Source organism: Massilistercora timonensis, assembly GCF_048354975.1.
Lineage (GTDB): Bacteria > Bacillota > Clostridia > Lachnospirales > Lachnospiraceae > Massilistercora > Massilistercora timonensis.
Map to the genome: position 1 here is coordinate 1 of NZ_DBGCJQ010000087.1, position 13,734 is coordinate 13,734.

Consider the following 13,734-nt stretch of genomic DNA (forward strand, 5'->3'; position numbering starts at 1 on the left):
AATGAAAAAAGATCCGGATATCATAAGCATAATTGATCCGCGTCCTTACCGATGATCTTGGTTCGATGGCGCGGAAATAATCTTTGGCAAAAGGCGGCAGCGTCTTAAGGACTTCCCGCAGGCGAAGCGTCTGATCGATCTGAAGCTGCTCGTGATAGCTTTTCGTCTCAGCCATTTGATTATAACCCCCTTTATTCTGGCTCATTATAGCATGTCCGGCTTTTTTTGTCTATATCTTTTGGAAAAATCGAGATTTGTCGTATAGATCTATTTCACTCATACAATCAGGTTAACAGGAATATATGGAAATGGCGGCATGTATCTTCCATACAAATGCCGCCTGGGGTGAGTTTATCTCAAAGGGGATATCCCTATCCCGCTTCTGAGATCCTTGTAAATATATATGATCTGTGGTATCAGTTATTGTTGTAGACAACCGTCAGATATTGTCCCTCCTGGATCTGATCGGTAACCAGTCCGTTGATGGCCATCAGATCGTCAATATAATCATAGATGGATTCATACTCGGATGTCTTGTATTCCTCAGCGATCTCCCAGAGGGTGTCCCCGTCCTGGATCTGGATACTTTTATAGAGGGACTCGCCCTGATGTCCGGATTCCTCATGGGCGTCCGCCAGCTGTCCGATTCCCAGGATCCCGATCACTGCTGCGGTAAGAACTGCCGCAAAGCATAAAAACAGTTTGTTCAGATATACCTGCCGTCTTCTCTTACAATCCCGGCTGCTTCTGCGAAATCCTCTGTAGCTTTCTGCTGCTGCATAATTCTTCATGACCTTTTCCCCCTTAAAACTTATTTATGATCCCCTGTAAAAAAATTTTTTGTCTTTTGTCCGAATGTCTGTTCAGAACATCTGTTCTTTTCTATAATCCGATTATACTTCCCGAACAAACGTTTGTCAATGGGTTTTCTCTAAAAAATCGAACATATTTTCTAAACATTTGTTTGCTTTTTAAAATCTGCTGTGTTAAAATGAACTCAGCAATCAAGAAAAGAACGTTTCTAAGGAGGTTCAGTTATGGGACAGGGCAAGATCAGCGCCAAGCAGCAGGAAATATTAGATTATATCAAATCACAGATCCTGGAGCGAGGATTTCCGCCTGCCGTGCGTGACATCTGCGAGGCGGTCCATCTGAAGTCCACCTCTTCCGTCCACTCCCACCTGGAGACTCTGGAGAAGAACGGATATATCCGAAGAGACCCCACGAAGCCACGGGCCATTGAGATCCTGGACGACTCCTTCCAGATGCTGCGCCGGGAGACGGCCAATGTGCCCATTGTAGGCAGGGTGGCAGCCGGGGAGCCGCTCCTTGCAGAGCAGAATATTGAGGATTACTTCCCTATTCCTACAGAGTTTCTCCCCAATAACCAGACCTTTCTTCTGAAGGTACGGGGAGAAAGCATGATCAACGCCGGTATCCTGGACGGGGATTATGTGCTGGTGGAACAGAGACAGACAGCCAGCAACGGAGAGATGGTTGTGGCTCTCATTGAAGACGGGGCCACAGTTAAGACCTTTTATAAAGAGGAAGGCGTCATCCGCCTGCAGCCGGAGAACGACACCATGGATCCCATCATTGTGCAGGATGTGATGATCCTGGGGAAGGTGATCGGGGTCTTCCGCTTCTTTTAATTTTTTACAACGAAAATAGGATCCGCCGGAAACTATGTTTCCAACGGATCCTTTTCTTACTCTTCTATCTCCACCGGAAGCGCATCGTTCCAGATCCGTTCCAGATCATAGAAGGGCCGGTTCTCTTTGTCAAAGATATGAACGATCACATCGCCGTAATCCATCAGGATCCAGGACGCGCCGCCGTGTCCTTCCTGCTGTTTCAGGGAATAGCCGGCTTTGTGCATCTTCTCATCCACATTGTCTACCAGGGCATTTACCTGGCTGTCGCTTGTCCCGTTAGTGATGATGAAATAATCCGCCAGCACAGAGATCTTCGAGATATCCAGCACGCGGATATCCTGTCCCTTCTTCTCTTCCAGCGCCTGATAGGCGGTCCGCACCATTTTCATAGACTCTTCCATTCTACTCCTCCTTTCCCAGAACTTTTTTATAGTATCTATAGGTTTTCTCTGTCATGGGATCGATGGTCATATCTCTTGTCTTCAGATAGGCCAGGGAATCCTTCAGGATCCGGTAGAGACAGCCGTCCAGGTCATGAAATGCCAGCCGGCGCACCTCCGCCATATTGGGAAGTTCGTCTCTTCCCGGTTCCATATAATCCGCAATATAGATGATCTTCTCCAGGGTGGACATGTCCGGACGCCCTGTGGTGTGGCTTGCGATGGCGTTCAGGATATCTCTGTCTCGCACATGGTATTTCTTCGCTGCCAGATAGGCGCCCAGCTTGGCGTGGAGAAGACTGGGATTGGATGCTTCCGCCTCTGAGATGCTCAGATGATACCTTCCGCAGAGCCGGAGCTTTTTATCCCCGGGGATACACTTGGCGCAGTCGTGGAGCAATCCTGCCGTCAGGGCCTTCTCCATATCCTCCCCGTGGCACATGGCCATGGCGGCCGCAGTGTACATCACGCCCAGGGTGTGCTCATAGCGCTCCTTATCCAGATGGGATTTCAGTTTTTTCTGCATTTTCTGTATCTTACGGTTCATACAACTCTTCCTCTTTGATATAGGCTTCCACTTCTCCCGGGACTTCTTCTGCGATACTTAAGCCCGCCCGGATCTTCCGCCGGATTTCGCTGGAAGAAACAGGGATCAGCGGGGAACGGAGAAGCCGGATCCTGGCTTTTGGATACACTGTCTTGAGATGCCCGATCTGTACTTTCATCTCCTCCAGACTGTCGTGGTCGTCCCGGCAGGCGGCCAGGATCACACAGGCCGGAAAGATCCGCTCCGGATGGACCCAGGTCTCTATCGCGAAAAGGGAATCCGCCCCGATGATGAAATAAAACTCATCCTCCGGATACTGTTTCCGAAAATGCTCCAGAGTCTGGTAGGAACAGGAAACCTCCCTGCGCCGCACTTCATACTCTTCCAGACGGCAGTAATCTCTGCCCTGAATGGCGAGGGCAACCATCCGGCTGCGGTGCCGGGCGTCTGTCCCGATATTCTCTTCTTTCTTGTGGGGAGGGTTCCCGTTGGGCAAAAACCAGATCTGATCCAGATCAAACTGGCGGTAAGCCGTGTCCGCCAGCATCAGATGTCCGTTGTGGACAGGATCAAAAGTCCCTCCCATAATGCCGATTTTTCTCATGCCCTTCCTTCTCTCCTCTTCCTATGGAAGCTGGATCTTTTTATTCTTATCCTTGCCTTCTTTGTACAGGACGATCTTCTTGCCGATCACCTGCACCACCTGGGAGCGGGTGCGCTCTGCCAGGATCTGGGCCAGCTCCTTGGGATCGTCCGCGCAGTTCTTGAGAACGCTGATCTTGATCAGTTCCCGGGCCGCCAGGGCCTCGGACACCGCCCCTACCAGTTCCGGGGTAATACTGTTTTTCCCCACCTGGAAAATAGGTTCCATGGTCATGGCAAGGCTTTTGAGATAAGCTCTTTGCTTTGTGGTCATTTCATGTGCTCCTCTTCTTATTTATAGTAATCAAACTGGAGCCCGTACATCCGTACAGTGTCTCCCTCCTGGATACCGGCGGCTTCCAGCTCGTCCAGGATCCCTGTATCCTTCAGGAACTTCTGGAAGAAAGCAAATCCCTTCTCCGAATCCAGATTGGTATAACCCAGCATTTTCTCGATCTTGGGTCCTTCCACCACATAGACGCCCTCGTCGTCCTTTTCCACGGTATAGGGAAGATCCGCGATCACCAGCTCGTCCTCCGGGAAGAATTCCTGCTGGAAGACGATGGGCTCTTCATTCAGCTTCTCCAGGCTCTGGGAAACATAGTAGAGAAGCTCTTCGATCCCGGCTCCCGTCGCTCCGGAGATGGGGAACACCCGGATCCCCTGGGGTTCAAACTCCTTCTTAAGCCGCTCCACCGGATCTTCTCCTTCCGGATAGATCAGATCCGTCTTGTTGGCCGCGATCACCTGTGGGCGGGCTGCGATCTCCTCATTGTAAGCCTTCAGCTCTTCATTGATCTTATAGATGTCCTCCACCGGATCCCGTCCTTCGCTTCCCGCCGCGTCCACCACGTGGATCATCATCCGGGTCCGCTCGATGTGGCGCAGGAATTCATGTCCCAGTCCCACGCCCTCGGAAGCTCCTTCGATAAGTCCCGGGATGTCCGCGATCACGAATCCCTTGGCCCCCTTCATATCCACCACTCCAAGGTTGGGGTTCAACGTGGTGAAATGATAGTTGGCGATCTTGGGTCTGGCGTTGGTGACCCTGGAGAGCAGCGTGGACTTCCCTACATTGGGAAATCCGATCAGCCCCACATCCGCGATCACCTTCAGTTCCAGGTTGACCCACAGCTCCTGGGCCGGCTGTCCCGGCTGAGCGTACTTGGGGATCTGCATGGTTGCTGTGGCAAAATGCTGGTTGCCAAGGCCGCCCCGCCCGCCTTTTAACACCACCTGCCTGCGGTTTTCCCCTGACATATCAGCGATCACCTTGCCGGATTCCGCTTCCTTGATCACGGTTCCCTCCGGGACCTTCAGGATGATGTCGTCCGCATCTCCGCCATGACACCGCCGTTTGCCGCCCGGCTCTCCGTCTTTGGCCGCGAATTTCTTCCGGTGCCGGTAATCCTGCAGGGTATTGAGACCTTCATCCACTTCAAAGATCACATCGCCGCCCCGGCCGCCGTCGCCGCCGTCAGGACCGCCGTTGGGGACATAGAGTTCCCGGCGGAAGCTGACATGGCCGTCGCCGCCCTTACCGGAACGGATAAATATCTTTGCTCTGTCTGCAAACATCCTTACGTTTCCTTTCTTTGATAGTCTGAAAAGACCCAGACCGATCAGGGTCTGGGTCATGTCATGTTCCTTACTGTGCTGCCGGATAGATGGAAACCTGTTTCCGATCTCTTCCTTTTCTCTCAAATCTTACAACACCATCCACCAGGGCAAACAAGGTATCGTCTCCGCCGCGTCCAACATTAACGCCCGGATGGATCTTGGTTCCCCGCTGTCTGTAAAGGATATTTCCGGCCTTCACGAACTGTCCGTCCGCTCTCTTGGCTCCAAGTCTCTTGGACTCGGAATCTCTGCCGTTCTTGGTAGAACCTACACCCTTTTTATGAGCGAAAAACTGAAGGTTTAATTTCATCATGGTTATCACACCTCCTGAACTGTTAAATCAATATATTCCGCATAGTTCTCATCATCTGCCATTTCCTTAAGACCAAGGTTCAGGCTTGCCAGAAGAAGCTGGGCTTCCTTCGACGGGATCCCTTCGATCTGATAGTGGATCTCGCCCTTCTCATCGTCTGCCGTCATGGAGAACCGATCCTCCGTCAGACATTCGATGGAATTGGCGGTGTTGATCGCCAGCATGGAAACTGCCGCGCACACCACATCCTGTCCCGGTTGTGCGTATTCCGCGTGACCGCAGAGCTTAAATCCTCTTATCCGGTCTTCCTGGTCTTTGAAAACAACTGCATGAATCATGGATCTCTCCGATTAATTAAGCGTTGATCTTTTCGATCTTAACTGCCGTATACTGCTGTCTGTGACCGTTTTTCTTGTGATATCCGGTTTTTCTCTTGTACTTGTAAACGACAACTTTCTTTGCCTTGCCGTTCTCAATGACAGAAGCCTCAACCGTAGCACCTTCTACTGTCGGTGTTCCAACCTTCAGTCCATTGTCACTTACCGCAAGCACCTGGTCAAATGTATAAGTCTCCCCGGCTTCAACTCCAAGCTTCTCAACTCTGATCACATCGCCTTCGGATACTTTGTACTGTTTACCACCTGTTGCTATAACTGCGTACATATGGCACCTCCTATTATCATTACTCGCCAATTTCGGTGTCCGTCCCGCGGGCGGAACTTTGAAACCTCATTGTGCGGCACACTAGTGTAGTTTAGCATAGAACATGGCAAAAATCAAGCATAAACCTTTTATTTCTGCAAATTCTCTGAATCTGTACCCTTCGCCTTCGCCGGAACCTGCAACATTGTCAGGGCTGTCACCACCAACAGGATCCCAGCAAGATTCATCCCGCTTAAAGTCTCCCCGTAGAGAACTACGCCAAACAGGCTTGCCGCCACCACCTCGAAGGAAGCGATGATGGACGCCCGGCTGCTCTCGATGTGTTTCAGCGCCACAGAATAGATCAGATAGGGAAGCCCTACCGTGACAAAGCTTCCCAGGAAGATCACCGGGAAGGCGGACAGATTCCCCATCACCTTCTCCGCCATTTCTGCAGGACGGCTGATCAAAAGAGTGGCCGCCGCGGCGATCAGGAAGGTATAGACCGTCACCGTCAGAGATTCATACTTCCCCACCAGCACTTTCCCGAAAATGCTGTAGAGAGAGTAGCCAAAACCGGCGCACAGGCCGATCAGGACCGTCTCCCCTCCCACACTTCGGGCCTCTGCCCCGGTAAGGCCAACCACCAGGATACAGCCGGCAAAGGACAGAAACAATGCAAAGACCTTGCGGAAGGTCAGCTTCTCCCGGAAGAAAAGCACCGACAGCACCATAACGAAAAACGGAGCGGTATAAAGCAGCACCACCGCTACCGACAGTGGCGCCCGCTGTACCATCTCCGCGTAAGTCAGGTTGTTGATGAAGAGGCTTCCGATCCCGGTTCCAAGAAGCCATTTCACGTCTCCTGCCTGGATCTTGAATTTCCCCTTGTCCGTGAAAAACACAAGAAGAACCAGGACCACAGCAGCCGAACAGATCCGGACAGCTGCGGTCTGGGCAGTGGTAAATCCAAAGGAAGCCACATACCGGGTGACGATCCCCATGGATCCCCATAATATGGAAGAAGTCAATACCAGAACGGGAGCCAGCTTCTTCATAATATTCCTCTTAGATTCCCAGCAGTCTGCAGGCGTTTCCACCCAGGATCTGCTCCTTTTCTTCTTCTGTCAGGGGCATCTTTTGTAAGAGAGCCACAAATTCCTTCTGCCCCGCCCAGGGTGAGTCCGTGGCGAACAGGATCTTGTCCGCCCCGTGGTTTCGCACAATGCGGAGGAACTGCGCTTCCTCCATGGTGTCCAGTACAACTCCGGTGTCAAAATAAACCGGTTTTCCCACCAGGTATTCCTCCACCTCATCCCACAGAAGATTGCCTCCCATATGGGCCAGCACCAGTTTCTCCGGCTGTACGTCTCTAAGAAGCTCTGCCGCCATCTTGGGCGTGCAGTGAACGTCATCCGGGCACTTGGGGTCGCTGCCTGCATGGACACTGACGATCAGGCCAAGCTGGGATGCATAGTCCACCACCCGCTTGCAGCGGATATCATTGAACCGGATCTCCTGATAGTCGGGATGGAGCTTGATGCCCTTCATCCCCATCGCTTTGATCTCTCGTAACTGTTCTTTATAATTCTCCTCCGCCGGAAGGATCCCTCCAAAAGAAAGGATCCTTCCCTCCTGGAATCCGGATGCGAACCGGTTGATGGATGCGAACTGGGACAATTTGGTGACGATGGGCAGCGCCACAGAGATGTCGATCCCCGCTTCTTCCGTAGACGCCTTCAATCCCTCGCTGGTACCGTCGGTATAGGGATGGGTCTTGCACACCGACTCCAGGAAATCCAGCGTTCCTTTGGCGATCTTATCCGGAAACATATGTGTATGAAAATCAATGATCATTCGTTTTCCCTGTCTTTCATTTTATTATAGCAATAGCCGATGATGTCTCTCCGGGTGATGATCCCGATGAAATGCTTCTCGTCGTCCACTACCGGGACAAAGTTCTGTTCCATGGCCTTCCCGATCAGGTCTTCCATGTCTGATTTGGCGGTAACGCACTGGTAATCCAGCCGCCGGTCGATCTTCATGATGCTGATATCCTCGGCTTCCTTGATGTTCAGCACCCCTTTGCGCTTCAGTCCCCACAAAAGGTCGCCTTCTGTGATGGAACCCACGTATTTCCCTTCCTTGTTCAGGATAGGCACAGAGGAATACTTGTGGTATTCCATGATCTCCAGCGCCTGTCTGACCGTGTGATAATCAAAAATATAGGCCAGCTCGCTCTTGGGTTTCAAAAAAAACAAAATATTCATGGATTGCCTCCTGTGATCTGCTCTTACAACTGTGTTGTGACAAAAATATCGTAGATCGCTTTGACGGCAGCTTCAAAATCATCGTTAGGAACTCCGATGATCACATTCAGTCCGCTGGATCCCTGGTCGATCATTTTTACTTCGATATTGGCGTGGGCCAGGGCGGAAAAGATCCGTCCGGAAGTGCCTCTTGTGGTGCGCATGCCGCGGCCCACCACTGCCACCAGCGCCAGGTCAGACTCCAGCTCCAGCACGTCAGGCTCCACTTCCCGGTGGATCCCGGCGATCACCTTCTGTTCCATCTCCTTCAGCTCGTCCTGGTGGACGAAGACGGACATAGTATCGATGCCAGAAGGCATATGTTCAATGGAGATGCCATTCTCTTCAAACACCTGCAGCACTTTGCGGCAGAAGCCCACTTCCGAATTCATCATGGCCTTCTCCACTGTGACTGCGGCAAAATCCTTCTTGCCTGCGATCCCGGTGATGATAAACCGGGGCTTCTGGCAGGTGGCTTCCACGATCAGCGTGCCCTTGTCCTCCGGCGCGTTGGTGTTGCGGATATTGATGGGGATCCCTTCCTTACGGACCGGGAAAATGGCATCCTCATGGAGCACGGTGGCGCCCATATAGGACAATTCCCGCAGTTCCCGGTAGGTGATCACATCGATCTCCTTGGGATTCTCAACGATCCTGGGATCTGCCACCAGGAATCCGGACACATCCGTCCAGTTCTCATAGAGATCTGCGTGGACGGCTCCCGCCACAATAGATCCGGTGATATCCGATCCGCCCCGGGAGAAGGTCTTGATCTTCCCGTCCGGCATGGCCCCGTAGAATCCTGGGATCACCGCCCGCTCTGTACTGGCAAGGCGCTCTGAGAGGATTTCCTGGGTCTTGTCCCCGTCAAAGTTCCCCGCCTCGTCAAAGCAGATCACTTCCGCCGCGTCGATGAATTCATACCCCAGATACTCTGCCATGATCCGGCCATTTAAGTATTCTCCTCTGGAAGCCGCGTAATCTCTCCCCACCTTCCGGGTGAAATTCTCCCGGATACTGCGGAATTCTTCCTCCAGGGAAAGGGACAGGCCCAGTTCCCGGATAATAGACTCGTACCGCTCCCGGATAGCCCCGAGAAGAGTCTCAAAGCTCTCCTGGCTGTCTTCTTCCTCCAGAAGGGCCTGGGCATAGCAGCTGTACAGCATGTCCGTCACTTTGGTATCATCAGGGCTTCGCTTCCCCGGCGCGGAGGGGACTACATATCTTCTGTCCACGTCCTTGCGTATGATCTTCCCCACCTTCTTGAACTGATGGGCGTCCGCCAGAGAACTGCCGCCAAATTTTACAACCTTTATCATAACTTACTCCTACTCTTTTCCTTCGTTCTTTCCTTCTTTATCTTACCTCATTTTGACAGGAACTGCAACGGAATATCCTTGCGGAAGAGCACACCCCGGATTCCTTCTTTACAGGCCGCCTCCACATTTTCCTTCCGGTCGTCGAAGAACACCGCCCGCTTAGGGGTGATCCCGTATTGTTCCAGCAGCGCCTGGTAGATCCCGGGAGAGGGCTTCATACATTTCTCCTTCCAGGAGAAGATCCCGCCGTCAAACTCTCTAAGGAAAGACAGCTGCTCTTCGGACTGGCGGTACATTTCCGCCGAGTAATTGGAAAGAAAATACAGTTTCACCCCCTGCTCTTTCAGGCTTTGGATCCAGGGCCGGGTAAATGCATAGGGAACGATGCTCGCCCCGAATCCTGCGAACACCTCCCGGATCTCCCGGTCATACTCCGGCGCGTTCTCAAGGAACAGCTCCAGCCATTCTTCTGTGGTCACAAGGCCGGAATCTCCGGCGTTCCAGTCCTCATTGCGGAACATGGCGTCCGCCACGGCCTCCCGGGTCTTTTCGTCATAATGGAAGCCGTCAAGATACTCTTCCCAGGCAAAATCAATAAGCACATTGCCAATGTCGAAGATCACCGTGTCGATCTCGCTTCCAAACGCCTCCAGAGGCTCAAGCTCCCCTGTTTCATTCCGGGCATAAAGATCCAGCCTGTGGTAGTGGAAGGGCAGCTTCTCCCTTCCCAGGAAGGCAAGGAAGGTTTCCATCAGAAGATCCGGCTTTAAGTTGGCCTCGCTTCCCGCCGCCAGCATAAGGCGGATCCGGTCCTCTTCCACTTCCATTTCAAGGATCATGGGGCGGATATCCACTTCTTTCTCACTTTTCTTGGTCTTTTTCCACACAGGGATGGTCTCCTGCCCAAGGAAGGCTTCTGCCCGTTCCTTCCATTCTCCCGGGATGGGAAGGGTTTCTTCCATGGACTTTCCGGACTTCAGAAGGCTGACTTCATAAGCAGCGGCAGCAGTCACTGTCATGCCGCTTTGTTTCTTATCCTCAGAGATGACCCGGAAGTTTGTCACTTCAATGCCTTCTACCATCACCTGGTTCAGCCGGCGCAGGGCTTCCTCACAGAGGATGAACCCGGACAGTTCAATATCCAGATACTCTCCGTCGCTGGTCAGGCCCACACCCAGAGGCTGGGCAAAGGACATGATCATATGAGGGCTGTACCCTCCGGTAAAAGCGATGGGGATATGAGCCCTTCGCATGGCCTTCTGAAAATAGCGCATCACGTCCAGATGTCCGATGAAGCGCATAACGCCATATTTGCGGAATTTAATTCTTGCTTTCAATACAGACACCTCCCTGATATCTGGCCGCCCCGCAGCCGGAGCAGCGCTGCCGGCAGTTGGGCGTGACTTCGCCTTCCATGGCCCGCTTCCACTCCCGCTTCAGGAAATCCTTGGTCACGCCGATATCAATGAAATCCCAGGGGAACAGCTCGTCCAGAGAACGCTCCCGCAGATTGTAGAAATCAATATCCAGCCCTTCCTCTTTAAAGGAAGCAAGCCATTTTTCGTTGTCAAACATCTCGTTCCAGGCGTCATAGAGACAGCCCTTCTGGTAGGCCCTCTCGATCACCCGGCCGATCCGGCGGTCGCCTCTTGCAAAGACGCCCTCCAGCACCGTCACCTCCGCGTCATGCCACTGATATCTTAAGCTCTTGCGGTTCAGCTGCTGGTTCATCTCATGCTTGACCCTGGCCGCCCGGGAAATGTATTCATCATTGGGCAGCATCTTCGCCCACTGGAAGGGAGTAAAGGGCTTGGGGATAAAGAAGGATGTGCTGAAGGTCACCTGGCACTTGCCGTTCCGTTCCTCCTTGGGGATCTCGTAATATCTCCGGGCGATCTTATCCGCCAGAACAGGGATCGCCTTCTCATCTTCCTCAGTCTCCGTGGGAAGCCCCAGCATGAAATAAAGCTTCACCTTATTCCATCCCCCGGCGAAAGCCTGGGAAGCGCCCTCCAGGATCTCTTCCTCTGTCAGTCCCTTGTTGATCACGTCCCGCAGACGCTGGGAACCGGCCTCCGGCGCGAAAGTAAGGCTGCTCTTCTTAATGTCCTGCACCTTCTCCATCACGTCCAGGGAGAAGGCGTCAATGCGAAGAGAAGGCAGGGAAATATTGATCCCCCGGTCCTTGAACTCCTCAATCAGGAAATGCACCAGCTCTTTCAACTGGCTGTAATCGCTGGAGCTCAGAGAACTCAATGAGATCTCCTCATGTCCTGTGTTCTCCAGCATCCGGCGGGCATATTCTTTCAGAACCTCTACATCCCGCTCCCGGGTGGGCCGGTACAGCATGCCGGCCTGACAGAAACGGCAGCCCCGGATACAGCCTCTCTGGATTTCCAGCACCACCCGGTCCTGGGTCACTTTGATAAAAGGGACCACCGGAGCTTCCGGATAAGGAGCCGCCGTTACATCCAGCACCATCTGCTTGTGGATCTTCTCCCCGGCATGAGGATTCACCGGTGTAAACGAGGCCAGTGTTCCGTCTTCATGGTAGGAAGCCTCATAGAAGGAAGGCACGTAGATCCCTTCAATCTCCGCCGCTCTCTCCAGGTAGTCCTGTCTGGAACCACCACGCTTCCTCACTTCCTTATAGGCGTCCAGTAGTTGGTCGTAAACCGTCTCTCCCTCTCCAATATAAAAAAGGTCAAAGAATTCTGCCAAAGGCTCCGGATTGTAGGTGCAGGGTCCCCCTCCGATCACAATGGGGTCCTCCCAGGTCCGGTCCGCGGCATGCAGCGGGATCCCGGACAGATCCAGGATCTGTAGGATATTGGTATAACACATCTCATACTGGATGGTGATCCCCAGGAAGTCAAAATCCCGGATGGGGTCCTGGGACTCCAGGGCGAAAAGCGGGATCTTCTCCTGACGCATAACGGCGTCCAGATCTGTCCAGGGGGAGTACACCCGCTCGCACCACACGTCCTCCCTGCGGTTGAACATATCATAGAGGATCTGGATCCCCAGATGAGACATGCCGATCTCATAAACGTCCGGAAAACACATGGCAAAGCGGATGTCCACCTTGTCTTTATCTTTCATCACCGAGTTCACCTCTCCGCCGATGTAGCGGGCAGGCTTCTCGATCTTCATTAAGATTTCATCGTTCAATGCTAATTTCCGCATTCTGTCTCCTTTTTTGGATAAATGATCTCCTTTTACATACAGCAGTTTCTATTTTAGCACTGTTTGCCACTTTGACGCAATGATTATATGGATAAAAAACGAAGAGCCGGGGATTCGTCCCGACTCTTCTGTCTTTTGGTATCACTCGATCTCATCGCAGATCAGCCGCAGGATCATCTGGGCTGTCTCCACCATATTGGTCCCGTTGTCCATACTGCATTTCTGGATATACCGGTAGGCGGCTTCCTCTGTCAGGTGGTTCCGGTCCATCAGAAGATACTTGGCGTTACGGATATAGTTTTCTTCCTGCTCGCTCCTCTTCTTTGGACCTTTTTTGTCCTTCTTATACCGTCGCTCCACCTGATGAAGGACCATCTCCACAGTATTGACAAGGTCATAGACCTTCACCGGCATGGTGACGGCGATGATCCCGCCTCCTGCCGCGCTTACCACATTGGGGGAACCGATCAGCAGCATCTCAAAATACCGGGGCATGCATTCCAGAAGCTGGGTGTAATGCATATCCGGCAGCCGGCAGCTGCTGATGAACACCCCCCTCTGGTGCTGGTTTGCCTCGATTAAAGCTGCGGAGGCAGTCGTACAGGATACCACATGTTCAAATCCGTGACTCATCAGGATCTTCCGTATCCGCTTTGCATCTTCCATCTTGGGTAATGCCACAATGATGATGCTCATAGACTGCCTCCCGCCTTTTCTCTTAGTTTAGTCTGTCAGATCTGGTACAGATACTGGGCAAGCTCCCACTCGGAGACCTGCTTCATATAACTCTTCCACTCTTTTCTCTTTCCCTTCTTATAATGCTCCAGGAAAGAAGCTCCAAGGGTCTCTTCCACCCAAGGGTCTTGTTCCATCTCAAATAACGCAACGCTCAGATTCTCCGGAAGCGCCTGGATCCCCTGCTCCTTCTTCTCTTCCTCCGAGAGCTCCCGGATACTTTTCACCAGTTCCGGCGGGGCTTCCAGTCCCTGTTCCATCCCGTGGATCCCTGCCTCCAGGCACAGGGCGAACACCAGGTAAGGATTGGCCGACGGATCCGGACT

Annotated in this window: 17 protein-coding genes and 1 pseudogene; 1 reads left to right on the top strand and 17 read right to left on the bottom strand. The window is 52.6% G+C overall.

What is annotated here, in order from left to right:
- Positions 1 to 416 precede the first annotated feature (416 nt).
- Positions 417 to 791, bottom strand: coding sequence for a LysM peptidoglycan-binding domain-containing protein (locus tag ACML7B_RS07940; protein WP_346708345.1), 375 nt, complete (start codon positions 789 to 791; stop codon positions 417 to 419).
- A gap of 246 nt (positions 792 to 1,037) precedes the next feature.
- Between ACML7B_RS07940 and lexA the strand changes: the two genes are divergently transcribed.
- On the top strand, positions 1,038 to 1,652 hold the full coding sequence (gene lexA / locus ACML7B_RS07945; RefSeq protein ID WP_143929807.1) for a transcriptional repressor LexA: 615 nt from the start codon (positions 1,038 to 1,040) through the stop codon (positions 1,650 to 1,652).
- Positions 1,653 to 1,708: 56 nt separating this feature from the next.
- Here lexA and rsfS read toward each other — a convergent pair whose 3' ends face one another.
- The 16 genes and pseudogenes from rsfS to ACML7B_RS08025 form a co-directional block, all read right to left on the bottom strand.
- On the bottom strand, positions 1,709 to 2,056 hold the full coding sequence (gene rsfS, locus ACML7B_RS07950; protein WP_106788160.1) for a ribosome silencing factor: 348 nt from the start codon (positions 2,054 to 2,056) through the stop codon (positions 1,709 to 1,711).
- Between the two features lies 1 nt (position 2,057).
- Entirely contained in the window at positions 2,058 to 2,642 is a 585-nt protein-coding gene (gene yqeK / locus ACML7B_RS07955; protein WP_418540475.1) for a bis(5'-nucleosyl)-tetraphosphatase (symmetrical) YqeK, read from the bottom strand.
- Entirely contained in the window at positions 2,632 to 3,246 is a 615-nt protein-coding gene (gene nadD / locus ACML7B_RS07960; RefSeq protein ID WP_418540476.1) for a nicotinate-nucleotide adenylyltransferase, read from the bottom strand. The genes yqeK and nadD overlap by 11 nt, the downstream gene beginning before the upstream one ends.
- A 21-nt stretch (positions 3,247 to 3,267) precedes the next feature.
- On the bottom strand, positions 3,268 to 3,558 hold the full coding sequence (gene yhbY, locus ACML7B_RS07965) for a ribosome assembly RNA-binding protein YhbY (protein WP_106788157.1): 291 nt from the start codon (positions 3,556 to 3,558) through the stop codon (positions 3,268 to 3,270).
- Positions 3,559 to 3,575: 17 nt separating this feature from the next.
- Complete coding sequence (obgE, locus tag ACML7B_RS07970) at positions 3,576 to 4,862, bottom strand: GTPase ObgE (protein WP_106788156.1); 1,287 nt, start codon at positions 4,860 to 4,862, stop codon at positions 3,576 to 3,578.
- Positions 4,863 to 4,932: 70 nt separating this feature from the next.
- Positions 4,933 to 5,217 (bottom strand): 50S ribosomal protein L27, encoded by a 285-nt coding sequence (rpmA, locus tag ACML7B_RS07975; protein WP_106788155.1) that lies wholly within the window; start codon positions 5,215 to 5,217, stop codon positions 4,933 to 4,935.
- 5 nt (positions 5,218 to 5,222) lie between these two features.
- Positions 5,223 to 5,555: a ribosomal-processing cysteine protease Prp gene (locus ACML7B_RS07980; protein ID WP_418540478.1), complete on the bottom strand. Its 333-nt coding sequence runs from the start codon at positions 5,553 to 5,555 to the stop codon at positions 5,223 to 5,225.
- A gap of 16 nt (positions 5,556 to 5,571) precedes the next feature.
- Positions 5,572 to 5,880 (bottom strand): 50S ribosomal protein L21, encoded by a 309-nt coding sequence (rplU, locus tag ACML7B_RS07985; RefSeq protein ID WP_106788153.1) that lies wholly within the window; start codon positions 5,878 to 5,880, stop codon positions 5,572 to 5,574.
- 128 nt (positions 5,881 to 6,008) lie between these two features.
- Positions 6,009 to 6,917 (bottom strand): DMT family transporter, encoded by a 909-nt coding sequence (locus ACML7B_RS07990; RefSeq protein WP_418540481.1) that lies wholly within the window; start codon positions 6,915 to 6,917, stop codon positions 6,009 to 6,011.
- Between the two features lie 10 nt (positions 6,918 to 6,927).
- Entirely contained in the window at positions 6,928 to 7,716 is a 789-nt protein-coding gene (locus ACML7B_RS07995) for an amidohydrolase family protein (RefSeq protein WP_418540482.1), read from the bottom strand.
- Positions 7,713 to 8,129, bottom strand: coding sequence for a CBS domain-containing protein (locus ACML7B_RS08000; protein WP_106788150.1), 417 nt, complete (start codon positions 8,127 to 8,129; stop codon positions 7,713 to 7,715). Before ACML7B_RS08000 ends, ACML7B_RS07995 begins: the two co-directional genes overlap by 4 nt.
- 23 nt (positions 8,130 to 8,152) lie before the next feature.
- Positions 8,153 to 9,487, bottom strand: coding sequence for an aspartate kinase (locus ACML7B_RS08005; protein ID WP_418540483.1), 1,335 nt, complete (start codon positions 9,485 to 9,487; stop codon positions 8,153 to 8,155).
- Between the two features lie 47 nt (positions 9,488 to 9,534).
- On the bottom strand, positions 9,535 to 10,824 hold the full coding sequence (locus tag ACML7B_RS08010) for a TIGR03936 family radical SAM-associated protein (RefSeq protein WP_346708333.1): 1,290 nt from the start codon (positions 10,822 to 10,824) through the stop codon (positions 9,535 to 9,537).
- A complete protein-coding gene (locus tag ACML7B_RS08015) occupies positions 10,808 to 12,673 on the bottom strand; it encodes a TIGR03960 family B12-binding radical SAM protein (RefSeq protein ID WP_418540484.1) in 1,866 nt (621 codons plus the stop codon). Before ACML7B_RS08015 ends, ACML7B_RS08010 begins: the two co-directional genes overlap by 17 nt.
- Positions 12,674 to 12,814: 141 nt before the next feature.
- The gene (locus ACML7B_RS08020) at positions 12,815 to 13,369 is read right to left on the bottom strand and encodes an ANTAR domain-containing protein (RefSeq protein WP_346708331.1); all 555 of its coding nucleotides are present in this window, start codon (positions 13,367 to 13,369) and stop codon (positions 12,815 to 12,817) included.
- Between the two features lie 35 nt (positions 13,370 to 13,404).
- Positions 13,405 to 13,734, bottom strand: a pseudogene (locus ACML7B_RS08025) (type I glutamate--ammonia ligase); the annotation flags it as partial.

What these genes read in the sequence shown, in the direction of transcription:
- ACML7B_RS07940 (WP_346708345.1), bottom strand. Translation starts at nt 791, where the DNA reads ATGAAGAATTATGCAGCAGCAGAAAGCTACAGAGGATTTCGCAGAAGC.
- lexA (WP_143929807.1), top strand. Translation starts at nt 1,038, where the DNA reads ATGGGACAGGGCAAGATCAGCGCCAAGCAGCAGGAAATATTAGATTAT.
- rsfS (WP_106788160.1), bottom strand. Translation starts at nt 2,056, where the DNA reads ATGGAAGAGTCTATGAAAATGGTGCGGACCGCCTATCAGGCGCTGGAA.
- yqeK (WP_418540475.1), bottom strand. Translation starts at nt 2,642, where the DNA reads ATGAACCGTAAGATACAGAAAATGCAGAAAAAACTGAAATCCCATCTG.
- nadD (WP_418540476.1), bottom strand. Translation starts at nt 3,246, where the DNA reads ATGAGAAAAATCGGCATTATGGGAGGGACTTTTGATCCTGTCCACAAC.
- yhbY (WP_106788157.1), bottom strand. Translation starts at nt 3,558, where the DNA reads ATGACCACAAAGCAAAGAGCTTATCTCAAAAGCCTTGCCATGACCATG.
- obgE (WP_106788156.1), bottom strand. Translation starts at nt 4,862, where the DNA reads ATGTTTGCAGACAGAGCAAAGATATTTATCCGTTCCGGTAAGGGCGGC.
- rpmA (WP_106788155.1), bottom strand. Translation starts at nt 5,217, where the DNA reads ATGATGAAATTAAACCTTCAGTTTTTCGCTCATAAAAAGGGTGTAGGT.
- ACML7B_RS07980 (WP_418540478.1), bottom strand. Translation starts at nt 5,555, where the DNA reads ATGATTCATGCAGTTGTTTTCAAAGACCAGGAAGACCGGATAAGAGGA.
- rplU (WP_106788153.1), bottom strand. Translation starts at nt 5,880, where the DNA reads ATGTACGCAGTTATAGCAACAGGTGGTAAACAGTACAAAGTATCCGAA.
- ACML7B_RS07990 (WP_418540481.1), bottom strand. Translation starts at nt 6,917, where the DNA reads ATGAAGAAGCTGGCTCCCGTTCTGGTATTGACTTCTTCCATATTATGG.
- ACML7B_RS07995 (WP_418540482.1), bottom strand. Translation starts at nt 7,716, where the DNA reads ATGATCATTGATTTTCATACACATATGTTTCCGGATAAGATCGCCAAA.
- ACML7B_RS08000 (WP_106788150.1), bottom strand. Translation starts at nt 8,129, where the DNA reads ATGAATATTTTGTTTTTTTTGAAACCCAAGAGCGAGCTGGCCTATATT.
- ACML7B_RS08005 (WP_418540483.1), bottom strand. Translation starts at nt 9,487, where the DNA reads ATGATAAAGGTTGTAAAATTTGGCGGCAGTTCTCTGGCGGACGCCCAT.
- ACML7B_RS08015 (WP_418540484.1), bottom strand. Translation starts at nt 12,673, where the DNA reads ATGCGGAAATTAGCATTGAACGATGAAATCTTAATGAAGATCGAGAAG.
- ACML7B_RS08020 (WP_346708331.1), bottom strand. Translation starts at nt 13,369, where the DNA reads ATGAGCATCATCATTGTGGCATTACCCAAGATGGAAGATGCAAAGCGG.